This is a genomic window from Vibrio rotiferianus CAIM 577 = LMG 21460, assembly GCF_002741985.1.
Lineage (GTDB): Bacteria > Pseudomonadota > Gammaproteobacteria > Enterobacterales > Vibrionaceae > Vibrio > Vibrio rotiferianus.
Genome location: NZ_APHW01000104.1, coordinates 105,321 through 128,995, shown reverse-complemented (window position 1 = coordinate 128,995; position 23,675 = coordinate 105,321). Strand labels below are relative to the sequence as shown.

At 43.2% G+C, this 23,675-nt stretch carries 25 protein-coding genes; 9 read left to right on the top strand and 16 right to left on the bottom strand.

What is annotated here, in order from left to right:
- Nucleotides 1-22: 22 nt before the first annotated feature.
- Nucleotides 23-601 (top strand): NapC/NirT family cytochrome c, encoded by a 579-nt coding sequence (locus B853_RS20275; RefSeq protein ID WP_038885989.1) that lies wholly within the window; start codon nucleotides 23-25, stop codon nucleotides 599-601.
- Nucleotides 602-616: 15 nt separating this feature from the next.
- Nucleotides 617-751: a TIGR02808 family protein gene (locus tag B853_RS20270; RefSeq protein WP_005433365.1), complete on the top strand. Its 135-nt coding sequence runs from the start codon at nucleotides 617-619 to the stop codon at nucleotides 749-751.
- Nucleotides 752-998: 247 nt separating this feature from the next.
- Here B853_RS20270 and phaC read toward each other — a convergent pair whose 3' ends face one another.
- From phaC to B853_RS20250, 4 genes are all read right to left on the bottom strand, one after another.
- The gene (gene phaC, locus B853_RS20265; protein WP_038885988.1) at nucleotides 999-2,774 is read right to left on the bottom strand and encodes a class I poly(R)-hydroxyalkanoic acid synthase; all 1,776 of its coding nucleotides are present in this window, start codon (nucleotides 2,772-2,774) and stop codon (nucleotides 999-1,001) included.
- Between the two features lie 65 nt (nucleotides 2,775-2,839).
- Nucleotides 2,840-3,187, bottom strand: coding sequence for a phasin family protein (locus tag B853_RS20260; RefSeq protein ID WP_005433494.1), 348 nt, complete (start codon nucleotides 3,185-3,187; stop codon nucleotides 2,840-2,842).
- A 44-nt stretch (nucleotides 3,188-3,231) separates the two neighbouring features.
- Nucleotides 3,232-4,440: an acetyl-CoA C-acetyltransferase gene (locus tag B853_RS20255; protein ID WP_038885987.1), complete on the bottom strand. Its 1,209-nt coding sequence runs from the start codon at nucleotides 4,438-4,440 to the stop codon at nucleotides 3,232-3,234.
- Between the two features lie 11 nt (nucleotides 4,441-4,451).
- Nucleotides 4,452-5,192: an SDR family oxidoreductase gene (locus B853_RS20250; protein ID WP_010451311.1), complete on the bottom strand. Its 741-nt coding sequence runs from the start codon at nucleotides 5,190-5,192 to the stop codon at nucleotides 4,452-4,454.
- Nucleotides 5,193-5,946: 754 nt separating this feature from the next.
- Here B853_RS20250 and B853_RS20245 point away from each other — a divergent pair.
- Complete coding sequence (locus tag B853_RS20245) at nucleotides 5,947-6,567, top strand: LysE family translocator (RefSeq protein ID WP_033009389.1); 621 nt, start codon at nucleotides 5,947-5,949, stop codon at nucleotides 6,565-6,567.
- A gap of 16 nt (nucleotides 6,568-6,583) precedes the next feature.
- Nucleotides 6,584-6,850, top strand: coding sequence for a hypothetical protein (locus B853_RS20240; RefSeq protein WP_010451306.1), 267 nt, complete (start codon nucleotides 6,584-6,586; stop codon nucleotides 6,848-6,850).
- 161 nt (nucleotides 6,851-7,011) lie between these two features.
- On the opposite strand, the gene secF is transcribed toward B853_RS20240, so the two are convergent.
- The 4 genes from secF to B853_RS20220 all read right to left on the bottom strand — a co-directional run bounded on the left by secF (nucleotide 7,012) and on the right by B853_RS20220 (nucleotide 11,196).
- Nucleotides 7,012-7,914 carry a protein translocase subunit SecF gene (secF, locus tag B853_RS20235; protein WP_038886082.1) on the bottom strand — a complete coding sequence of 301 codons (903 nt, stop codon included), beginning with the start codon at nucleotides 7,912-7,914 and terminating at the stop codon, nucleotides 7,012-7,014.
- Nucleotides 7,915-7,916: 2 nt separating this feature from the next.
- A complete protein-coding gene (secD, locus tag B853_RS20230) occupies nucleotides 7,917-9,755 on the bottom strand; it encodes a protein translocase subunit SecD (protein WP_010451304.1) in 1,839 nt (612 codons plus the stop codon).
- 164 nt (nucleotides 9,756-9,919) lie between these two features.
- A complete protein-coding gene (locus B853_RS20225; RefSeq protein ID WP_010451303.1) occupies nucleotides 9,920-10,396 on the bottom strand; it encodes a hypothetical protein in 477 nt (158 codons plus the stop codon).
- Nucleotides 10,397-10,527: 131 nt separating this feature from the next.
- Nucleotides 10,528-11,196 (bottom strand): SH3 domain-containing protein, encoded by a 669-nt coding sequence (locus tag B853_RS20220; protein WP_038886084.1) that lies wholly within the window; start codon nucleotides 11,194-11,196, stop codon nucleotides 10,528-10,530.
- A gap of 87 nt (nucleotides 11,197-11,283) precedes the next feature.
- Between B853_RS20220 and B853_RS20215 the strand changes: the two genes are divergently transcribed.
- Nucleotides 11,284-11,847, top strand: coding sequence for a hypothetical protein (locus tag B853_RS20215; protein WP_038886086.1), 564 nt, complete (start codon nucleotides 11,284-11,286; stop codon nucleotides 11,845-11,847).
- Nucleotides 11,848-12,276: 429 nt separating this feature from the next.
- Here the strand turns inward: B853_RS20215 and B853_RS20205 are convergent, their stop codons facing one another.
- Together B853_RS20205 and B853_RS20200 are read right to left on the bottom strand one after the other, a co-directional pair.
- A complete protein-coding gene (locus B853_RS20205; RefSeq protein WP_038886087.1) occupies nucleotides 12,277-12,900 on the bottom strand; it encodes a class I SAM-dependent methyltransferase in 624 nt (207 codons plus the stop codon).
- Nucleotides 12,901-12,962: 62 nt separating this feature from the next.
- Complete coding sequence (locus B853_RS20200) at nucleotides 12,963-13,418, bottom strand: Lrp/AsnC family transcriptional regulator (RefSeq protein ID WP_029561069.1); 456 nt, start codon at nucleotides 13,416-13,418, stop codon at nucleotides 12,963-12,965.
- A gap of 147 nt (nucleotides 13,419-13,565) precedes the next feature.
- Between B853_RS20200 and B853_RS20195 the strand changes: the two genes are divergently transcribed.
- Both B853_RS20195 and B853_RS20190 read left to right on the top strand, forming a co-directional pair.
- Nucleotides 13,566-14,510, top strand: a complete 945-nt coding sequence (locus B853_RS20195; protein WP_038886088.1) for a DMT family transporter — start codon at nucleotides 13,566-13,568, stop codon at nucleotides 14,508-14,510.
- 135 nt (nucleotides 14,511-14,645) lie between these two features.
- Nucleotides 14,646-15,308, top strand: coding sequence for a flagellar brake protein (locus B853_RS20190; RefSeq protein WP_038886090.1), 663 nt, complete (start codon nucleotides 14,646-14,648; stop codon nucleotides 15,306-15,308).
- A 119-nt stretch (nucleotides 15,309-15,427) separates the two neighbouring features.
- Here B853_RS20190 and luxQ read toward each other — a convergent pair whose 3' ends face one another.
- From luxQ to B853_RS20165, 5 genes are all read right to left on the bottom strand, one after another.
- On the bottom strand, nucleotides 15,428-18,013 hold the full coding sequence (gene luxQ / locus B853_RS20185; RefSeq protein WP_038886091.1) for a quorum-sensing autoinducer 2 sensor kinase/phosphatase LuxQ: 2,586 nt from the start codon (nucleotides 18,011-18,013) through the stop codon (nucleotides 15,428-15,430).
- Nucleotides 18,013-19,110 (bottom strand): autoinducer 2-binding periplasmic protein LuxP, encoded by a 1,098-nt coding sequence (locus B853_RS20180; RefSeq protein ID WP_038886093.1) that lies wholly within the window; start codon nucleotides 19,108-19,110, stop codon nucleotides 18,013-18,015. Before B853_RS20180 ends, luxQ begins: the two co-directional genes overlap by 1 nt.
- Nucleotides 19,111-19,333: 223 nt before the next feature.
- Nucleotides 19,334-19,639, bottom strand: coding sequence for a GIY-YIG nuclease family protein (locus tag B853_RS20175; RefSeq protein ID WP_010451282.1), 306 nt, complete (start codon nucleotides 19,637-19,639; stop codon nucleotides 19,334-19,336).
- The gene (locus B853_RS20170) at nucleotides 19,636-20,289 is read right to left on the bottom strand and encodes a YceH family protein (protein WP_010451280.1); all 654 of its coding nucleotides are present in this window, start codon (nucleotides 20,287-20,289) and stop codon (nucleotides 19,636-19,638) included. The genes B853_RS20175 and B853_RS20170 overlap by 4 nt, the downstream gene beginning before the upstream one ends.
- A gap of 93 nt (nucleotides 20,290-20,382) precedes the next feature.
- Nucleotides 20,383-20,586: a hypothetical protein gene (locus B853_RS20165; protein ID WP_038886095.1), complete on the bottom strand. Its 204-nt coding sequence runs from the start codon at nucleotides 20,584-20,586 to the stop codon at nucleotides 20,383-20,385.
- 237 nt (nucleotides 20,587-20,823) lie between these two features.
- On the opposite strand from B853_RS20165, the gene B853_RS20160 reads away from it, so the two are divergent.
- Both B853_RS20160 and B853_RS20155 read left to right on the top strand, forming a co-directional pair.
- Complete coding sequence (locus B853_RS20160; RefSeq protein WP_005453573.1) at nucleotides 20,824-21,138, top strand: DUF496 family protein; 315 nt, start codon at nucleotides 20,824-20,826, stop codon at nucleotides 21,136-21,138.
- 123 nt (nucleotides 21,139-21,261) lie between these two features.
- Entirely contained in the window at nucleotides 21,262-22,599 is a 1,338-nt protein-coding gene (locus tag B853_RS20155) for an MATE family efflux transporter (protein ID WP_038886096.1), read from the top strand.
- A 64-nt stretch (nucleotides 22,600-22,663) separates the two neighbouring features.
- On the opposite strand, the gene B853_RS20150 is transcribed toward B853_RS20155, so the two are convergent.
- Nucleotides 22,664-23,656, bottom strand: a complete 993-nt coding sequence (locus tag B853_RS20150; protein ID WP_038886097.1) for a Gfo/Idh/MocA family protein — start codon at nucleotides 23,654-23,656, stop codon at nucleotides 22,664-22,666.
- Between the last annotated feature and the right edge of the window lie 19 nt (nucleotides 23,657-23,675).

Sequence of the window (23,675 nt, the reverse complement as noted above, 5' to 3'; positions counted from 1 at the left end):
TTGAAAAGATAAGAGGCTATCTATGAAATTATTGAAAGCGTTTTGGAAGAGACTGACAAGCCCAAGTAAAGCTGCTGTAGGTATAGTGCTATTTATGGGGTTTGCTGGTGGTCTTCTATTCTGGGGCGCATTTAACACAGGTATGGAGGCGACCAATACAGAAGAGTTCTGTTCAGGTTGTCACGCACCTATCGTCGCAGAAATCCAAGAGACGATTCACTACTCTAACCGTTCCGGTGTTCGCGCAATCTGTTCAGATTGTCACGTACCACATGAATGGACAGACAAAATCGTTCGTAAGGTTCAAGCATCAAAAGAGCTGTTTGCTCACTTCGTAACGAAAACCATCGATACACCTGAAAAGTTCCAAGCTCGTCGAGCTCACCTTGCGGAACGAGAATGGGCTCGTTTGAAAAAGAATGACTCGTTGGAATGTCGCAACTGTCACGAGTTTGAATACATGGACTTCTCAGAACAAGGCTCTCGAAGTGCAAAACAACACTCCACCGCTTTAGCGAATGGCGATAAGACCTGTGTAGACTGTCACAAAGGTATTGCACACAAATTGCCTGACATGCACGGTGTTGAAGGCTGGCAATAAGGAGAAATACAGAATATGAGTAATCTTGAATCCTTTATCTGGCATTTCCTTGGATACAGCGCAATGCCAGTCATTATTCTTTCCGGCTTTGTCGGAGTAGCAGCAATCTCTCTATGGCTACTCTCACTAGGTAAGGATAAAGAGGTCTAAACCGCCTCGAACCAGTCGACATTTTTGCCTATTTTGTTGACGGAAAACGCCAAGCATTTGCTTGGCGTTTTTTCTTTGTATCCTTAACAATCCTAGCCACTAGCAGGCTCTAAAAGCTCTCCCTCTAACTGATACCCACAAGCTATCGAAACAATCCCTGTCTCCTTCCCCGCTTTGCCCTGAAACACCAGATATAAAAAAGGCGACCAAACTATGGCCGCCAACTAATGCTGCTATAAGGAGCAGTCTAGGACTCTTTGATAGGCAATACTTGTTTAACGTACTGACCGGGGGCTTCATCAATTACAGGATTCTGCTCAGAGCCGACCGGGAATGGCTCGACTTGCTCTTTCGGGTTAAATTGCATCAACCAGTCATGCCAATGCGTCCACCAAGAGCCCTCTTGATGATTCGCATTGTTAAACCACTCGTCTGCCGAGTCATCAAGATTGTCATTTAACCAATAGCCATATTTGTTTTTTGCAGGATGATTGACAATACCGGCAATGTGCCCTGATTCACCCAAAACAAACGTCTTGTTGCCACCAGTATTAAGCGCGCCGCGATAAGTTCCTTGCCACAACGCGATATGGTCTTCTTTGGTCGACACAAAATAGCTTGGGATCTTAATCTTGTTCAGATCAATCCACACTCCTCCAATCTTGACGCCTTTGTCTTGTACTAGCTTATTCTCTAGATAGAGTTCACGCAGTAAGAAGTTGTGGGACGCAGCACTCACGTTTGTACTGTCGCTGTTCCAGTAGAGCAGGTCAAAATCAACCGGGCTATTACCTTTCAAGTAATTATCGACGTAGTAGTTCCAGTACAAACTGTTTTCACGCAGCAGACTGAATGTCACGCTTAACGAGCGCCCATCCATGTAACCCTTGGCGTTATTCTGCGTTTCAATGGCACTAATAATCGTGTCGTTAATGTACGCGCCGACTTCTCCTGGTTGAGAAAAATCGAGTAACGTCGTAAAGAAGCTCGCAGATTTGATACGCTTCTTCATGCGCTTAGCTGCGTAATACGCCACGGTGCTCGCCAGTACCGTACCACCGATGCAGTAACCCGCTGCGTTGATCTGCTCTTGACCTGTGATGTCTTCAATTGCAGTAACGGCTTTTGCGACGCCTTCCGTCACGTAGTCACCAAACTCAACCTGAGCTTGCTCTTTACCAGGATTGCGCCACGACATCATAAATACGCTGTGACCTTGCTCTAATAACCAACGAACCATCGAGTTCTTAGCCGTTAGATCGAGGATGTAGTATTTATTAATGAAAGGCGGAACGATCAGAAGAGGTGTCGCATTCACTTTTTCTGTCAAAGGACGGTACTGAATCAACTCAAATAATTCATTTTGGAAAACCACATCGCCCGCTGTCGTTGCAACGTCATCACCCACACGAAACGCATTGTTGTTGGTCATGCGTACTTTGAGAATATCCGCGCTCGATTCGACATCTTCTTTTAACTTCTCTAGCCCCGTCAGTAGGTTTTCACCATTTTGCTCAAGAGTGAGTTTTAGCAGTTCAGGGTTAGTCGCGATGAAGTTTGAAGGAGAGAGTGCGTTGATAGCTTGACGAGAGAAGAAGGTAATTCGCTCTTTGGTTTTCTCGTCTAGCCCTTCGATTGAATCAAGTGTATCTAGGTAGGTTTTGCTAAATAACAAATATGATTGTTTGATGAAGCTATACATCGCTTCTTGTTGCCAAGCATCGTTTGAGAAACGCTTATCGCCCCTCTCTGCTTCGATAATTTGTGTTTGGTTACCCGCTAGTGCCACGTTCTGCCATATTTGAAGCTGTTGCTCCCACCATTCGGCTTGTAACTTTAAAATCGCCGCTGGCTGGTTTGCCGCTTGCTCGAACAGTTTGGCAGTATCTTCGAAGTTCACTTCTTGCATGGCCTTATTCAAAGGAGAATTCACGACTGCCTTGTTCACTTCGAAATCATGCCACCACTGTTGATTGGTTTCCTGAAGCTTTACAAGATAGTCCGAAAAGAAGTGTTGAAACATAGTCTTACTCCTATATTCGGAAAAAACAACGCCGCCCTAAAAATCGGGCGGCGCAAGCGGACGTATTACGCAGGAGTAACAGTCTTTAGGTTTTCCGAAGTCATTTGCTCAACGTCTTCTTTGAATTCTTTGGCAATAGCTTGCAGCTTGTTGCTGTCGTCCATCATTTGCTGAGAAAGCTTAGTAAGAACGGTAAGTTGCTGGCTGTTGAACGCCGTTAGAGAAGTCACATCTTTGATTTCTGACGCCGCTTTCATTTGGTTTAGGCCAACTTCGCTGTAAGTGCGGATTGCGTTCAATTGAAGCTCAGTAAGAACTTCTACGTTCTTTGTCACTAGCTTATTGAACTTCAAGTATGGTTCTAGATTCTTTTCAGTTTGATCGCTAAAAGTTTTAAAGAAATCAGTGTACATGGTTTATCTCCTAGAGAAAGAATTAAAAATGTCCGTTTAAATAACTACTTAACTGCTTTTACAACCACAGCCGTGCCCATACCGCCGCCCACACAAAGTGAGGCAACCCCGTACTGACCGTCTTGTTTGTGAAGTTCGTGTACTAGCGTAACCAGAATACGGTTACCTGAAGCACCAAGTGGGTGACCCAATGCGATTGCACCACCATTGAAGTTGGCTTTATCTTGAATTGAGCTCACGGGTACTTGATTGGTTTCTGCCAATTTATGAATTACACCTAGCGCTTGTGCCGCAAAGGCTTCATTTAATTCATAAACATCGATATCGCTGGTTTTCAGTTCAGCTTTTTGCAACGCTTTATTGACTGATTCCACTGGGCCAAGGCCCATGATTTGAGGATCTAACCCTGATTGAGCGTAGCTCACTACCTCTGCAATCGGAGTCAAACCGTTTGCTTGAACGGCACTTTCCGACGCCAAGATGATGGCACTTGCACCGTCGTTAATGCCCGAAGCGTTACCTGCAGTCACCGTACCTTCTCGGTCAAATGCTGGACGTAGCTTGCTCAAACCTTCTAGCGTCGCGTTCGCTTTTGGGTATTCATCTGTGTCAAATACCACAGTTTCGCGACGTTGCTTGACTTCTACTGGGACAATTTCATCTTTGAACTTACCCGCTTCAATCGCAGCCACGGCTTTCTGTTGGCTTGAAAGTGCGTATTCGTCTTGTTGTTGACGCGATAAGCCCACTTCCTTCGCCACATTTTCTGCGGTTACGCCCATGTGGTATTGGTTGTAAACGTCCGTCAAACCGTCTGCAATGAGGAGATCTTTCAACTCCATGTTGCCCATCTTGTTACCATCACGTACAACGCTAGGCACAATGAATGGGATTTGTGACATCACTTCTACACCAGCGGCCACAACGATTTCTGCATCGCCACTGCGAATATGAGAAACGCCATCCATGACGGTTTTCATACCACTGCCGCAAACCATGTTGACGCCGTATGCAGGGACTGACTCTGGAATGCCAGCAAACAATGCCGCTTGACGCCCAACACCCATGCCTTGCCCTGCGGCAATCACGTTACCAACGATAACCTCATCAACTTTCTCGCCAGATAGTGATGCGGCCTCAAGAGCACCTTTGATTGCCACTGCAGCTAGATCGCCTGCTGATGTGTTTTTTAAGCTTCCGCCAAACGCACCGATAGGTGTGCGTTTTGCTGCAACAATAAATACTTTTTCCATCATCATACTCCTTAGTTCATGTATAAGCCGCCGTTCACCGACAAGGTCTCGCCGGTGATATACGCGCCTGCGTCACTTACTAAGAAGCTCACTGATGCTGCAATTTCTTCTGGCGTTGCTAAACGCTTCATTGGGATTTGGCTAGTAATAGATTCCAGCACTTCCGGCTTCATTTGCTCAACCATTGGTGTACCGGTGTATCCCGGAGCAATGACATTGACTGTCACACCCGAGCGAGCACCTTCGTACGCCAATGCTTTAGAGAAACCGATCATGCCAGCCTTTGCCGCAGAGTAGTTTGCTTGTCCAAACTGACCTTTAAGACCATTAACAGAGGAGATATTAATGATGCGACCACCACCTTTTTCGCACATTGCTGCGAAGAGTGGCTGCGTAACATTGAACAAGCTGTTTAGGTTAGTGTTAATTACGTCGTTCCAAGCTTGTGCAGACATCTTTTTAAACACACCATCGCGTGTGATACCTGCATTGTTGATCACGACATCTATTGTCCCCTCTTCCTCAAGTAAAATGGCTAATTTTTCAGCGCACTGAGCTGTATCAGTAACATCTAACTCAAAAAGGCGAACTTGCTCTTTCGTAAACCCTTTTTCATTAAACCACTCTAAAGCACATTCATATTTACCCGTGAAATATGTTGCGATAACACGGTAACCATCATTTACTAATTGAGAGGAAATAGCAGAACCAATTCCGCCTTTTGATCCAGTGATCAAAGCGACTTTCTTCATTGAAGACTCCATTCTTAACGGCATTTAAAAAGCAAACTAATACACTGGCGTAATGATTCGCCAACTGACGTGTTTATTTATTCTTTCGACAGTAAGTCCTCTACTGCCTTTTATTTAAACTTAACTTAGAAATGTTACATTTCAAATAAAAAACTTATTTGTTTGCATAAGATTGATTTAGATCTCAATCGCAGTGAAATGTTATGGAAAAGTTAAATTACGTCAAGTCATTGTTTTTGAAGAACAAAACAACAATAATAGAACATTCTCAATTTTGAAAAACATAATATATTCAATATGTTACATACATTTTTATGTATGTTTCATTTACAAGGAGCGTAAGATCATCATTCTTTCTAAAAGTGATTATTCGCAATTAAATCATAGAATTAATACTTCACTCAGGTATAAAAACTAATATTAAATATATCAATTCCCTAGATTTTTACTGAGAGATTTATTTATTAACAAATACCTTTCCAAATGGTAATCAGGCTAATTAAATAAAATATAAAAATGACAAAAAGAAATCTTTCTCATTTAATTACACTAGTAAGGATTTATTTATAAATGTCACTATTTAGTGCAAGTTTGCACTATTATGTCGCGCGCATTTAGTCACGCCTTAAGTTCGATTAAATAATTGAATAATAACTCTATATCAATGTGACCAATGTTGATTATTGGTGGCATCTATCACCCTTTTGCACTATCTTTGATAGCTTACTATTGACTTACAAAACTATCAGTTACTATGAATACCGCTTTGTTAACCATGTTCATCCCTACTTTTTTCTTCGTATCAATTACGCCCGGAATGTGCATGACTCTCGCCTTAACACTAGGAATGAGTATTGGATATCGACGCACTCTTTGGATGATGGTAGGTGAGCTGGTTGGTGTTGCGCTGGTTTCGGTGTCTGCTGTACTTGGTATTGCGGCTATTATGCTTAACTACCCGTGGCTATTTACCGCACTCAAATTTATAGGCGGCGGTTACCTCCTCTATCTTGGTATAGAAATGTGGCGCTCACGTGGAAAGCTCGCTATCAACGTTGACAACTCCGATATCCCTATCAGTGGTAACTGGGATCTAGTCTTACAAGGTTTCGTAACAGCAATCGCAAACCCAAAAGGTTGGGCGTTTATGATTTCTCTCCTCCCTCCTTTTATTGACCAAAGTGCTGCTCTTACCCCTCAACTCGTCGTGTTGGTTTCTATTATTCTGATGTTCGAGTTCATTTGCATGTCACTCTACGCAACTGGTGGTAAAGGCTTGAAGCGTCTGCTTGGACAAACAAAAAACGTTCGGTTAATGAATCGAATCGCAGGAACTTTAATGATGGGGGTCGGTATTTGGCTATTAATGAGTTAGAAGCGAGCGGCCTGCGATGAAGAACATTTTAAATAAGCTCAAACAGACCATAGGTGAGGTATTGGATTTCCAAGCCCGTGTGTGGGTAGTTAACGTCTACGCCGGTGAACATAAAGGAGAGTCTTATGTGGTCAATGAGGACAGCTTCTCTGAGCCGTTACAGTGGATGAAAAAGAAAGGCTACAAAGATTCAATGCTCACCAAAGTAGAATCAATGAAGCGTTCCCAAGTTATTGAGTTTGATTTGGGCTCAGTCAAGCATCGACTGATGCGTGTGAAATAATGTTTGTCGTTTGTCGTTTGTCGTTTGTCGTTTGTCGTTTGTCCAGATAAAAAAGCGCCACTCGAATTGAGTGGCGCAAGCACTTTTACCTATACCAATCAGGGTAAGTAGATGGTCACATTGCCCAAATACCTTTTCTGGTTGGTATTACACACCAAGTATTATGGTGCAGTGTCGATCTCTACTGGTAGGTAGTGTTTTGGTTCTAGCTTCAACCATTCAGGAAGCACCGTACCAATCGAGATTGATGACCACGTACCAGAAAGTACGCCAATAAACATTGCTGTCGAGAAGCCAGCAAGCGCAGAGCCGCCCATAATCCATAGCGCACCAACGGTTATCAGCGTTGTGCCTGATGTCACCATTGTACGAGAGAACGTCGCTAATACCGCTTCATCATTGATCTTCTCGGTCTTCCAACTTTGTTTCGCGACAAGAAGCTCACGAATACGGTCTGCAATGATGATCGAGTCATTCAGCGAATAACCAAGAATCGCCAGAATCGCCGCAAATACCGTTAAGTTAAACTCCATTTGTGTAATAGCAAAGAAGCCAAGTACCAAGATCACATCGTGTGCTAGAGCAAATAACGAACCACTCGCCAAACGCCATTCAAAGCGGAAACACAGGTAGCCAAGAATGGTTAGTACCGAAATCAGCAGTGCTAGACCACCTTGGTCGAACAGATCTTGACCCACTTGAGCACCAACGATGCTGTTGCTCACCACATCAACTTGATGCGAGATTGGCTTAAGAACGTCTGCAACACTTGGTAGTGTTTGGCCTTCAGCTGGCGCAGAGTAACGAATGACCCAACGACCGTCTTCACCAGAACGCGTAACCGATGTTGATTCGCCAAGTTTTGGTTGAAGAGCATTAAGTAAATCGTGGTTAGTCAGTTGTTTATCAACCTTAACTTCAGTAACCATACCGCCAGTGAAGTCGAGACCGAGATTAAGCCCTTTCATACCAAGAGCTACCAAAGCAACGATTGTTAGTACCGCTGACACAGCAGTAGTGAAATAACGAATCTTGCGAATATTTTGTTTTAGCATTTCGACCATGATTAAACCCTCACATCACGACGGCCATCGCGGCCCCAAATTAAATTGATCATTGCACGAGAAGCAAATACGCCCGTAAACATACTGGTCATCAGACCCAAGCCTAGTGTTAAGGCAAAGCCCTGAATTGGACCGTTACCGATCGCGTATAGAATCACTGCGGTGATCATGGTGGTGATGTTGGCATCGAGGATAGTCGCAAATGCACTGTCAAAGCCTAAGTCGATCGCTTGCGCGAAACTACGGCCTTCACGCATTTTGTCCTTAATACGTTCAAAAATAATTACGTTGGTATCAACGGCCATACCAACGGTAAGAACTAAACCTGCAATACCTGGTAGAGTCAGTACCGCACCTGGAAGCAACGCGATAAGACCAAGCAAGCAAAGCATATTTGCGCACAATGCTACGTTTGCAACCCAGCCTAAACGACGATACCAAAGCGCCATAAATAGAAGGGTTAAGCCCATACCTAACGCTAGTGCTGCGAAACCATTTTGAATGTTTTCTGCACCAAGCGATGCTCCGATAGTACGTTCTTCAACAATAGTCACTGGCGCAGTAAGCGAGCCAGCACGCAGAAGTAGCGCAAGCTGTTGTGCTTCATCCATGCTGCCAGCACCTGTGATGCGGAATTGGCTACCAAGCTGAGATTGAATGGTTGCTACACTGATTACGCGTTCACTACGCTCTGTCATACCGCGTTCGTTTGTTTTGTACTCGCGGTAGACCGTTGCCATTGGCTTACCAATGTGAGTTGCAGAGAAGTCGCTCATCTTCTTACCACCAGCGTGATCGAGAGAGATGTTCACTTCTGACATACCCATCTGATCGACACCCGCGCGAGCGTTCACAATATGCTCACCAGTAAGAACCGGACGCTTTTGCAAAATAACGGTGCGACCATCGTTATCTTTAAGAACCAAATCTTGGCTAGTGCGCGCTTGGCTCGCATCTTTTACTTCATAGAAGGCAAGACTTGCCGTTGCACCAATAACGTTTTTAGCTTGTGCAGGGTCTTGAACGCCTGGTAGCTCAATACGGATGCTCTCTTTACCTTGGCGCTGAACCAATGCTTCAGTAATACCTAGCTCTTCGATACGTCCACGCATGATCTTCAAGTTTTGTTGAAGTGTCGTGGTTTGGAACTCTTGGATGTTTTGTTCGCTTGGTTGAAGTTCGAAGCCGCGGTCAGAGCTGGTCATTGTCCAACCAGGGTAGTTTTGACGAATGAACTGACTCGCCGCTTTCAAGCCTTCTTCATTTTCGCTGTTTACGGCGATGTGATTATGCGCCTCGGAACGAACTTGAACACCACGAATACGCTGCTCACGAAGGTTAGCTTTGATTTCATCGATAAGTGCATCTCGCTGCTCTTCGAACGCTTTATTCACATCGACATTAAGCAAAAACTGAACACCACCACGAAGGTCGAGACCTAGTTTAATTGGGCTAAAGCCCATTTCATTAAGCCACTCTGGCGCAACAGATACGTATGAGAACGTGATACTGTCGTCTTGGTCTAGTTGCTCATTTAGTAATGCACGCGCTTTACTTTGAGCATCTTCACCATCAAACACGATAGTGGTTTTTCCGTCTTTCTCGATAATCTTTGAGGCGGGAATATGATGCGTTTTCAATAGTTGGTCTAATTGAACCAACGACATCGCGCTGTTGTTTTGATCAGCAAACGTCACCTGAATAGAAGGTTGCTCACCAAACCAAGTTGGGATTGCACTTAGCGTTAAGATAATGATGGTCGTAACGAGTACAACATATTTCCATGCTGAGTAATGATTCAGCACTTTTCTGTTTTTTTGTGTTCCGGGTGTTTTCTTCATGTAAACATCATCCCTTCACTTTGCAGTGAAGTTTCAATTAATTAGATTCAAGACACGACAAACGCTTACCTGAAAAATGCAGGTATAGAATACCCAGAGCTTCTATTTGCTCTGTAGAAAAGTCGTCGTGTTAAGAATGCACAAAATGTGCAGAGTGATGGTGTTTATGCAGAAAACTGACTATTGAGCGCTACGTACATCGCATTGGTTTCTTTCCAGCCGGAAAGGCGATGATCGCTAACGAAGTGGTTAAACGTAGAACGATTTTGACGCCATACTGTAGTGTGCAGTCCGTAAGCGTAGCCTGCATCGGCGTAAAATGGCGAGGTTAAATCGGAAACACTATCAACATGTTCATCATCGATATTTTCTCTTAGATGCGACGTAAATCGTTGATAGTTAAAAATAGCGTAGGAGTCTTGGCTGACATGCCCTTCAGATACTGGAGATTGAACAGGCTCTTCTTCTGTCAGCTCTTTAAAATCAACAGGTTGGTTAACTTGATTGGAGACTACAGGTTTTACTTTGATTTTAACGTGGCTTGGTACTGAAACCTCTGTATCAGAAATTGCTGCGTATGCAGGCACAAACGCCATTGCACAAAGCAACAAAAAGAGGTGTCTAATGAAATACCAAGGCATAACTGCTCACTTAAAATAAAAGAGTCGAACTCAACCCGTCCGACCCTTGAATAATATTCTCATCGTGTATAGTTAACAACTAAAAAATTCTAAATTCATAATTAAGCTAGAAACAATACTCTGGGAATGGCTCATCGATAGAAAATATCGCCGTTATCGACATCAAGATAGATTTTGTTCTCTTGCTCTATCCCACCACAATATATGAAGTAAACATTACGTGTCTTGTAAGTCACCGAACGTACCCATCCACCTAATTCCTCAAAGTCTTCTGGCTTGCAAGTACCATCTTTTAGTAGCCTCTGAGTTGTGCTGCGAAATACTTTTCGATGTTCTTTCAAGTCATCGGATTTACCTAGGTAGCTGTCCAGAATCTCAAGACGCTCTTGCTCTTTAATGACAGGGGCGGCATCTGAAAGCCCTTGAGAATCTACCCACTCTGCGGTTTCTTCACCGCCTTCATGATAAACAATGTAAGCAGAAATTCTGAACCAGCCATCTTTTTTTTCGAGAACAGAGAGCTTTTCTCCCTTGTATAGAGAGTCAACGATTAAGCCATCTTCACTTGGTTCGTTATAAACACTGATCTTTCTTTCAATTACGTAGTATTCCGTTATTTCCTTAGGTTTGGCTTCTAAGTCCATTATAGGCTTAGGTGCCTCAGTGTTCTCAGTGGTAACAGGTACAGGCTCAGCAACAGTAGCTTCCGGCTCATCACTCTGCATGAAAAAGAAATAATAGCCCGCGCCTGCGCCGCCTAATAGAAGCAAAATGAACACAGCAATTATGATTTTCTTCATGTTCTTTCCCTGTAATGTTTTGGCTAATGAGCGACATTAAAGATGCATCCTATAATGGAAGGAGCGCCTATTGCGAAGTAGCTCATTATGCATTCACTTTTTTCACAATGGTTAGTCATATCATCAATAACGTGTTGTTCTTTTGCTCTATTCGCGAAAGAACAGCCTCAATGTAATGAAAATTCATGGAATAATAATCTTACCCAATTCAATAGATTAGAGTCTACCTACAATCGACACGCAACCACCTACAACCAACTTCTAAATGAACACAAGCAGCGCCGGTTATTAACGCAAACCTTCTCAGAGCCAGATATTTCGCTGTTATGGCAGTCAGAAAGTAAGAAAGCCTTATTAGAAAATCAACTGAATGCCGCTCGACTTTTTGTCAATAAAGTCAAAGAAAACGCTAACCTCGTTCGAAAGCTGTCTGGCGTTTTAGATAGTAACGCTAACAACTGGCAGAAAATCGCATTGGGATGCCAACAAGAGCAATACCAAGTAAACCAGATCGTAGCTGATTGGTATCACACGCAAGCGTTAGAGCTAGGTTCACAAATCAACCAACTGACAACTCAATTTGATGCGCTCAAAGCGCAGTACGACAGAGAAGTTGCTACCTTATTACGTGTACAAAACCCATCCAATTGAATCTATTAACGGTATTTTACTCCCCTTCCAATTTACGGTCAGAATTCAACCAACCAGACCTAAAATTAGCGACACACGTCACAATAATGCTTTACTTACGTCCACTTTTTGGGTACTTTATCCATTAACAAAATTAAATAAAAAGTCATATTTGGCTGGAGATAATGCAAACCATATGATTATCAATCGTTTGAGTAACATGGATTGTCCTAATGCTACTAAAGCCAAGTTTTTGTCAGTAGTTAGGCACGTTAAACAATTCGGTTCAATCAATGATTTGGACTTGTGTAAAATCTTTGGAGAAACAATTTGGAGTGACGGTAGGGAATACCATTCAGCTGCATTTTCATTCAAGGTAGACAGAATGACTGGTGATTGTGAGATATCACAATATAAGAACCAATAAGGCTTAAAAGTTCTTAGGCGGAGTTAGGAAACTGACTCCGCTTTTTTGATCATAACCACTGTAAAATCATGATCAGAATACCCCTCTATCAAATAACTCTCCGGACATAAGAGTCTACAATACCGAAGTACGCCCTCTTTATTATGTGATGCCAATAGCTTCATCGCAGGTAGTTTCTCTTGATCGAGCAAATTGAAAACACACGCAACATTCGCTAAATCATACATTTTACTGATCATCTCTACGGTGTGATTCGCATTACTCGTTTGATAGTTCAACGAGCCCGAGGCAAACACAAAATCACATTTTCTGAGGATCATCTTGCTGAAGTCCCCTTTTAAGAAGGTAGTTTTTGTTAAAAATTCCCTCTTCTTAGCCGCAGACACAAAACTTCGCTTCAAATCAACGCCAGTATAAGCTCTAGGAAAGCGCTCTGTAGATTCCAAGTATGCGAGTAAATCACCATATCCACATCCAACATCTAAAATGGAGCGGTCGCGGAAGCGAAAGTCACTACATAGTGCTTCAAATCTAGATATCTGACTATTTAAATCCTGCCACCCCAAAATCTGAGAGTACTCACCATCAAACTGCTTCTTACGTTTATGATGGTAATGAGAGATCCTAAGTTTATCTAAAAATTTCACACTAGTTCCTGGTCAGTCGTTCCGAGGGCAAAAGGCTATGATGTTTTATCAAATGGCAGAGCTTAGAGAAAAATAGGTAATTCCCCACTCCCCTTTACTTGGCGGATGGCAAGATGTGTATGAATATCTTTTACATTCTCTAACCGCTGAAGTTTTCGAGTAAATACTTCGTAGTTTTTTAAATCTTGACTGACGACCTCTAGCAAATAGTCATAAGCGCCAGAGACTACGTGACAAGATATTACCTCTTGCATTGAAAGTATCGCTACCTCAAATTCGTCTATCGAATGCGCCTGATGGTTATTTAAGCTAACTTCTACAAAAACAGTCATCGCAATGCCCACTTTTTCTCGCTCAAGCATCGCATAATAGCCGCTTATATACCCTTGTTGCTCGAGGCGCTTCAGCCGCCTTGCACAAGGTGATGCCGAAAGCCCAACCATATCAGCCAGCTCTCCCGTGGTTAGCCGCGCATCTTGCTGTACCAGTGATAACAGCTTTTTATCGATCCTATCCAAAGAGTCCTCCTTGAGGATATACACCAAAAATGTGTCAAACATTAGCAAAAGCAACCAGCCAACACTTAAAACACGCTCAAGTTTGCCACCATTCGTCCCTCAACACACGTAATAATTACAATTCATTTACATTAACGGATTTCTACCATGATGCTTGGTTATTGCGCTATGTTTGCAACGCTCCTCGTCTGGGCTAGTTTTTTCATCTCTTTGAAATTTGGCGTACATTCACAGCTTGAACCTGCAGATATCGCCATCACTAGATTCATTATTCCTAGCTTGATCCTCATACCATTTGTTGTGAAGCATTTACCTTCGATCAGCGCCGTACCAAAGCGATATAAAGCCGGTCTTATTATTGGTAGTGGGCTGCCTTACCTAATAGTTGCAGGAACAGCAATGAAGTTTGCACCCGTTTCACACGGAAGCGCACTAATTCCGGGTACTCTACCCATGTTTGTCTCTGCAATCGCGGTCTTGTTTTATCAGCAACCATTATCCAATCATCGCGTTCTAGGGCTCTGCGCAGTTTTATTCGGAGTGATACTTTTTTTGATGTCTAACATTGGCGACGAGTACAACTGGCAGCAACTCAAGGGCCATACCCTGTTCTTGCTAGGTAGCCTTATGTGGGCCGTTTTTACAATTAGCGCTAGAGTCAGTAACCTTAACGCTTATGCCTGCGCTGGATTTGTCTCTATTTCTTCTCTCGTTCTATTAAGCTTGGCAATCACCTGCGGGTGGCTAGAAAGTTACTTGATTAAAACCCCTATGACGCAATGGCCTTGGCGCGACGTAATGTGGCAACTGATGTTGCAGGGCATCGGTGCCGGGCTCGTTGCTTCATTCACTTTTCTCTATGCCGTTAAAAAAATTGGGGCGGAAGCTAGCGCTGCTTTAGGTTCACTAACTCCGGCTTTAGCCACTCTACTTGCCATACCTTTGCTATCAGAAAAGCCAGATATAGTGACCATAAGTGCATTAGCATTTGTCACTATCGGTAGTATTGTCGCGAGCAATGTCTTGATGAAAAAACACCACCAAGATACTTATCGGCCACCGCAATTTTCAAGCTCAAAACGAGCGCCTTAGTAAGCCAACCATCCGTGATATCTTGCACAAAATGAGATTTGACCACGATACAAAGCGCATCACTGATAGTGTTGCGCTTGAAAAGAACCAAGCTTTAAGTAATCTTTATTTATCAAAGATAAAACAGCCATAATTATGCCATCGACTCACACTAAGGAAGACCTGAACAAGTTCCTAATAGGTGGAATCAAACTCTCCGTCACATTAGAGTTTGGGCCAATTGAGAAGCACACCTACCCAGCAACCTTCATCGGCTTAAAAGAAGGTGCTTTTTTACTCTTGGATGTCCCGATTCGACTTATTGAAGAGCAAGCCCTACGAAAACTCGACAATATTGATGTAGTAATTCGAGGTGTTTCAAAAACCGATTTAGGGCATGTTATTGCTTTCAAGACGACGGCGTTATTTGTACAACAAAGGCCATCTCCTCTTCTCTTTTTAAGAATTCCAGCGTCCTTTGTTTCAAAGCCTGTTAGAGAACATGAGCGCTATAAAATAGAGTTAGACTGTACGCTGAAACATGAAAACGACGTGTATGAGGGAACGTTGGTCGATTTTTCAATTTCAGGATGTGGGTTTACTAGCCTTGTTGAGCCTGAGTTTGAGGTGGGCGATGTAGTATCTATTTCATCACCGCTTGATGAATACCTTGAGGCAGAGCACCCTTGTTCCATAGCCAATATCAAAAAACTGCATAAAGGGTGGATGATTGGTGTTAAGTTCACTTCAGAAGTAGCACTGAGCAATGAGCTTAAAGTTCAGCTTTTGGAATATTCATTTGCATCAGGTAATTTGTAAAGACAAACAATGTCATCGTTATGATTTGAATCATAAAGCCAGCAATCCAATCATAACGATTTATACCCAAGCCATTCTCGATGAACCAAGCATCTTGCGGTTACTTGGGTATACCTTTCCTACGACTCTTCCTCAATAAATCGATTCTTGAAGTCCGTAAATGCAGCATGCAGTGCCTTCTCTTTAATTGGCTTAAGCAAAACATAGTCTGCGCCCGCAGCCATAAATGCTTCGCTTGTTTCTTTCATCGTATCTGCGGTACAAGCATAAATTGGTGTTGCAATCTTAAGGACGTCTCGAATGGTTTTGGTTGTCTCAATACCACCTAAATGCGGTAGTTGATTGTCCATTAGAATCAAATCATAGCGATGCTGTTTTACCTTCTCAATCGCCTCAATTCCGTCTTTTGCCCAATCAACTTCCATCTGATATTTCTTGCAAAAAGCCTGAAGAATAAAGGCATTAGTATGGTTATCTTCCACCAACAACACCCTTAACGCATCGCTAAACAGCTTTTCTGCTGGAAGCCTTAGTGTTTGTGTTAATTCCTCAACTTGTCGCAGTCGGCCTTGCACCGGGACGGTAATAACAAAAAGTGTCCCTTTACCTTTATCACTCCTAATTTGAATATCACCCTCAAGCATTTCAACTAAGTTTTTAACAATGGTTAAACCTAGCCCACTACCACCGTATTCACGTGTTGTTGTTGCCTCTTCTTGAATAAACGGCTCAAACATTTGGTCTAGTTTGTTTGAATCAATCCCAATCCCTGTGTCTTCAACTTTTATCACGAGCACACTGCTATCGTGACCATGGAAATGCTCAAGTGTAGAGATAATCTGGATGCTACCCGCAGGGGTAAACTTCACCGCATTACTAACAAGGTTGAAGAGCACTTGGTTAAGTCGAACTTGATCCGTAAATATCTCAGTGTTTTCTTCAACCTCATTATCAATAATCAGTTCAACACCTTTTTTTCGGCAGATGGGGCCATAGATATTAGCGATAGTGCGCATGGTATCGGCAAACAAAAACTGATGTTTTTGAATATTAAATTTGCCTTGTTCTATCTTGGAAAAATCCAAAATATCATTCAGCACCGCGAGTAGATGCTCTCCGCTGTTACACAACACATCGACTTGTTTACGTTGTTCATCATGTTCAACAGAATCTTTAAGCAATTGAGCGACACCTAAGATCCCATTGATTGGCGTGCGGATTTCATGGCTCATTTTCGCCAAGAAATCGGCTCTGGCTTGGGCAGATTTTTCTGCTTCTCGTCGAGCTAAGGTGCTTTGTTTCTCGGCTTCAATCAGAGTTGTGATATCTTGTCCCTGAACGATGATTCCACTGATCCCTCCATCAACACGAATTGGTGATAAATTCCAGCGAAATACCTTGCCATCGATTGGTACATTAACCCCCGTCAACGTAGCGCCTTGCGCCGACATCTTTAAGTGAGGTGTCAATTTCTCTTTAAACTTTTGGAATACTGGGTGCATGGCCTCAAGACTAGTATTGCCTTGACCAATCACAAGCTCACGCTTTGCTGCAGGGTTCATTTGAATTAACACTGCACTCTCAGACCAAACCATAATCGGTGATAATGCAAAGTTAAACAGATCTCGGAAAGACTTTTTCTGCGAATCTAGCTCTTCAAATGTACTTTCTAAAGTTGAGCCGATATGGTTGAACTCTTCGATATCTGAACCAACGAATCGTTTAAACCGATCCTCGTCGCTGGCTGATTTTGTATAGGACATTAGCGTATCGAGCGCAGCTGCAACCTTGCTTTCCATCCACTCTTTTGCCATCAATGCGATCATCAGCAAACCGATGATGGATGCCAGCATTGCCAAAACATGTTGAATTTGCAGAGATACAACACCTTGGTTGTCTTGAACCGACAGTAAACATAGCTCAGTCATCGAAGCATTCACCATGATTGGCGTTTCAATAACCAGCAGTTTATCTAGCCTTTTTGTCGATCCACGACGCGCAATAATATCTGCCGCTGAGTAGTCCTCTTCATCATCAAAAGAGTTCGCAAGCATTTCATTATTTGCAATCAAAAGGACGTTATCTACATTGCTCTCACTTTTCAGTTTTTCCATCAATGAAAAGTTATTATCTAGAACAATCGAAATAAATGAGTAGCCTAAGACTTCACCAGTGGACGTATTGATCACCGGTACACGCCTTAACAGCATATGCCGCTGCCCCATCAGCGTGCGTACATTCATATAGTACCAGTTACTGCTAAAAGATATTTTCTTCGACATCTTCTCTAAGATAACTTCATTCACACCATAAAAGTGAGCATTACCATCATCCCAAACAATACCGTGGTGGTCAGTTAGGAATCGAAACTCTGGGGTATGTGAAGGGTCACTTTGATCAATACCCAAATAAAAGTAATTGAGCATTTCAGCATTTCTATCGGAATAGAAATCGCGAATGGGTTCACTTTTGGAATTGCTGTCGTGGTGAATTTGAATCGCCGCAAAATGGTTATCAAAGATATTATGGATCAACGAAGAGGTTTGCTGTTTGTTGCGATCGACCTCCTGCCAAATAATTTGTTTGGAGAAGTAATAACTCTGGACGAAAATACCAAAGATAATCGGCGCTAGAACGACGACAATTATGCGGGTTATCAGCGTCGCCAGAGAGCGACGCTTGGTTAAGTTTAACTGAGCTGACATCAATTATCTGAGTATCTAAATGCGCGTTTCTTGAGTTGTTCAATTCGTTCAGGTGCGTCTGACTTAGTCACTACCTCAAAATCACCAGAAAATACGGTTGGTACAGACTGTCCTTCTAAATCCCACTTTATCGCTTCAGCCATTGCAATACCTGTATCATCATTCATTCGCATAACAGTAAAATCAAGCTGACCACGTTGAATAGCATTAAGCTCCGCCGAGCCGCCTCCCCAACCGTTAATCATAATATCATCGCGACCCAGATCATCTAACGCTTCAGCTGCGCCAAGTGCCACGTCGGTTGAGCAGGCATACATAAAGTCAATATCAGGATACTTTTCTAAGCTCAGTTTAGCGGCTTGATACCCGGAAGATTTTGTCGCTTTTGTATAGAAGGCAGACTCCAGGGCAAAACCATTGTCACGAGTAACCTGCTCAATAAACGTATCCCCTCGGACATCACTAATGTATCCCTCAGAGAAATACAAAACACTGAATTTACTCTCTTTTTTGAATCGTTTTCCGAACTCTTTGGCTAGTGCACGACTCCCTTCAGCATGATCAAAACCAACATAGAGAAATGGCTGCCTTTTCTCCCACTCTCTCACTGGTGTGGTGATGTTCTGCAAAATGAGTTTGGTTTCTGATGAGTCTAGAACATGCTCAATAAATTTACGATGGCGAGTCGTATCAAGCGTAAAAATCAAATAGTCAGATTTACTCTTGAGAGCTTCCATTAATGACATGCTTTGCTGCTTGATATCAGCATTTGGCCGCGTAAAAACCTGGTTAATCTGGTAGCTAATCTTCAGCTTATCTAGCCTTTTCTCAAAAGCTTCAATATTTCTCACCCAGTAATCAGAGACTTGTTGCCCAGGATAAACAACCGATATTTTGAGAGGGTGGCGCTGCTCTGTTTTGAGCGGAACCGGATAATTTCTAACAGCATCCCCCAACTTTTCAGTGAGAGCTCGCTGGTTTGGATATTGTTCTAAATACTCCTGATATGCCCAGTACCCGTCTAGTACCTGGGTCGAGTAGGCGTTTGAAGAAACACCAATTAAGGAGAATAGCGAAAATATAAGCGCTTTTTTCATTCTATGCTCTTGTTATTTTGCCGCCATCATTGTGGGGCTTAATTCTTAGTACCTAGCCAAGCATTCCATTTCGAAAGTACGCTGTATCCATATAACGCAAGACAAATTCCATACTTATATTTGATAAATTTTTGTGAGGAATTTGGTTTCTATTATGAGCTAGAGTCCAATAAATTGGTACCTACAAACAAGAAAAAACCGCCGTATAAGGCGGTTTTGTTAGCTAAGTAAGGTAATGTACACCTAAGTCATCACAACTGAGAGTCGCGTCCCCTATCACGATTTTTTCTTTCTTGTTTTTAGGTAACTGCTTTATGAAATATTCGACTTTCATTGCGTATATTTTTGACTCAAAGCTTTTTGACCATTCCAACACCAAAGGCCCTTTCCCTTTTAAAGCTTTGGCTCCTTTGCCACTTTGATGCTGGTTAAAGCGTCGTTCAATATCATTGGTAACGCCACAATATAAAGCATTGCGATTATTCCGAATCAAATAGACGCTCCAACTCTGCTTAGCGGTGTCACTCATGAAAGTAGTGATTCGACCTGTTCTTTTAAGGCTGCAAGTTCTGCACGAAGTTCAGCCACTTCTTGCTCTAATTGGGTGATGCGCTCTGAACCCGCAGAAGATGGTGCAGCACTTGCCACAGCCAATTCACTAACATCAACCTCTCCACAGAATAGGTGCATATAACGTGATTCTCGCTTGCCAGCTTCACGAGGCAATTTGACGACTAACGGACCCTTTTCTTCACTAGCAAGGTGTTCGAGCACATTTTCAACTTCTTTCACATCATTGAATGCCGCTAAGCGGTTAGTGCGCGTACGGATTTCACCCGGTGTTTGTGCGCCACGAAGCAGCATACAACATACGATGCCCTTCTCTTGCTCCGTTAACTTCAAGTCGCCAAACTCAGTGTTGCAGAATCGGTGTTGGTATTTGCTTACGCGGCTGTTGAAGGCACTTTCATCGCTGACAAGACGACGTTCGATGAGTGCATCAACCGCGTCTAACACGTCTGCTTCAGACAATGACATGACAGGCTCGCGGTTGCTTTTTTGATTACATGCGTTAGTAAGCGCGTTAAGGCTTAGAGGGTATTGGTCGGGGGTGGTGACTTCTTTTTCGATTAAGCAGCCAATTACTCGTGCTTCAATTGCCGTTAGCTCAACTTTCATAATGCATTTCCTTATTATTTTTGCATTTGAATTTGGGTCTCAGGCTAAAGCATAGTGCATGGACCTGACACCCTTTGCGAATCGGGTTAGGTCTCAATGCTCTGATAAAATCGACACTTTGGTCATTTTTCCATTCTCATCCACCACCATTATTTTCGACCGATTAAGTTCGACTTCGGTGATTTCGAGTTGTGTTCTTGCGTCTACGTATGCCGCTTTTAGTTTCTCAGCCAAAGATTCATCCTTTGTTTCAAGGTCTTGGCTTTCAGCCGGCTCCGTAATAGTCCCAGAGTTCATTTCGAGCTTCATTATTTGTAGTAATTAACACAGATGATATAACCAGAACTTCACTATGACAACGCATCTCACTGCTCAAGTGAACAACAATCGTGCTTTTTCGCCGTGTTTGTTAAAGCCACATCAGAATTGATGAATAAATGTTCAAGTCAACGTGGCGTTTGATCTTAAGACTGTTATGCCACGGGATGTTGTGCTTTAATCGAATCAGATATTCACAAATTAGGAAAGGGAACCATGAGTAGCGTATTTGAAATCGTGAACCAAGCTCGTCGTAAAAACAAACTAAAACGTGAGCTGCTTGATAACGAAAAGAAAGTTCGTGACAACCGTAAACGTGTAGACCTACTAGAAAACCTACTAGACTACATCAAACCAGAAATGTCTCACGACGAAATCGTTGCAATCATCAAAAACATGAAAGCAGACTACGAAGACCGCGTTGACGATCACATCATCAAGAGTGCAGAGATCTCTAAGGCTCGTCGTGATATCAGCCGTCGTATTCGCGAACTGACTGAAGAAGACAAGCAAACTAGCGGCAAAAAATAAGCGCAACTAGTTCAGTTTTCCAACCCCGAGCAGGGATACCTTGCTCGGGGTTTCTTTTTGTCACTTTGTTGTACAGTGTGTACAATAAAATCAACTTTTGTTCCCAAAACACGCAACATTCCTATGCCTTCGAACTCTTCTAACGCACAACCAACGCTGGCAAAACAGCTGTTTACTATGACATGGCCAATGCTGTTTGGTGTGCTGTCGCTGATGAGCTTCCAGCTTGTCGATAGTGCTTTCATTGGTCAACTCGGTATCCTGCCTCTTGCTGCACAAGGCTTTACGCTGCCACTGCAGATGGTGATCATTGGTATCCAAGTTGGCTTGGGTATCGCCACAACTGCAGTGATCTCCAAAGCGCTGGGTGCGAACGATACCCGATACGCGAAACAGTTGGGCGGCTTGGTGCTAATGATCGGCTCCGTTGGCGTAGCCATCTTTGGTCTGCTTATTTGGTTTCTGCGCTACCCTATTCTTTCTTTACTTAGTGCACCAGAGAGTGTCATGCCAATCATCGACAGCTATTGGCCTTGGTGGCTAATAAGCTCATGGGTAGGTGCCGTGCTGTACTTCTACTACAGTATCTGTCGCGCGAACGGTAACACTATGCTGCCCGGCACTATGATGATGGTCACCAGCGGCGTGAACTTGGTACTCGATCCACTCTTTATTTTCACTTTTGATTTGGGCATTAATGGGGCTGCAATTGCGACCATTATCGCTTTCAGCTTCGGTATCTTGGTTGTCGCACCTCGCGTGCAGAAAAACCACTGGGCCACATTCCAATGGCAAGACTTAAATGTACTCAAGAGCGTGACATCGATTGGCAACATTATGGGACCTGCGATGATAAGCCAATTACTGCCACCGCTATCCTCTATGTTAGCAACCAAGCTGCTTGCTGGCTTTGGTACAGCTGCAGTTGCCTCTTGGGCTTTGGGCTCGCGCTATGAGTTTTTTGCCATTGTATCGGTATTGGCGTTGACCATGTCGATGCCCCCTATGGTCGGACGCTTATTAGGAGCGAAAAACTACACCGATATTCGTGCGCTAGTATCTATTGCCGTTAAGTTCATCCTTGGTTTCCAGCTATTGATTGCACTATTGACGTTTGCCGCCGCTAATCCGCTCGCCTTACTTATGACAAGCGATACACAAGTAGAACAAGTCTTGCACATGCACTTAATGATCGTCCCAATCAGTTTGGGTTCGCTTGGGGTGTGTATGCTGATGGTGTCAATTTGTAACGCGTTAGGGAAATCTTATACCGCACTGACAATCTCGGCCTTGCGCCTGTTCTTGTTCTTTTTACCTTGTCTATGGGTCGGTGCTCAGATGGGTGGCATTCAAGGGCTACTGATTGGTGCCAGTATTGGTAATCTGATGGCTGGGTTCTCGGCTTATATGACTTATCAAAAAACGATTCGTAAGCTAGCTTCTGCTCCAGTAACAGCTTAAAAAAACACATATAACAAAGCCCTCGTTGTGAGGGCTTTGTCGTTTGTAAAGTTTAGAGATCAAGTTAGCGAGATAAAGACATCTCGTCAGCAGGGAAAACCACGCCAGTTTGTCTTCTTACTTCGGTCAACACTTTTGCGACGGACAATGAGCGCTGCTTCATTTGCTGATCAATCACACCCATTTTAAGTTGTTTCGCAAACGCCTGCGCTTCATAGAACATATGGTTCTCTTCTTGAGGTAACGTCAGCACTTCTTTGTCCTGCCCTCGCAAAATACGTTCAACACCACGCCCTGTAGCGATCATGTCCACCAGCACGCTGCCCTGCTCACCTTGAAATTCACTTGGGATGAGTGAATCGCTCACCTTCGAATGCAATAAATTCACGTTGAAGCCATCGTAAGCCAGAGTCACGCTGCCACAACCATCAACACCAGAAGGCAAAAGATGAGCACTTGCTTGTACGCTGTTAGGTTCACCAAACAGCTCAACAGCAGAACCCACACAGTAGTAGCCAATGTCCATGATAGAGCCATTGGAAAACTCTGGATTGAAGGTATTTGGGTTCTCACCGTTCAGGTATTTCTGATAACGAGAAGAGTACTGGCAGTAGCTAATCGTTGCATGGCGAAGAGGAGCAATCGTCAATAGGCTCTCTTTCAACACTTGGAAGTTTGGCGTGTAGGGCGACATGAAAGCCTCAAACAACACGACATTATTCTCTTCCGCTGCTTTAAACATGGCTTGAGCCAGAAGAACATTTGACGCCATCGGTTTTTCACAGATAACGTGCTTGCCATATTCGAGCATTTTAATAGCCTGTGGCGCATGCAGCGAGTTAGGGCTTGCGATATACACTGCATCAACGTCTGAGTCTGCCCCTAAATCATCAAGGCTATCGTAGTAAGATACCGCATTGTAAGGTGAGCCAAATTCGCGCGCTTTCACGACATCACGTGAATAAACCGCTTGTAGACAAAATTCTTTAGTCTGAATCGCCGCTTCAACAAATTGTTGAGAGATCCAGTTTGTCCCAATCACAGCAAGTTTGAACATGTTACTTCCTTTTCTTTAT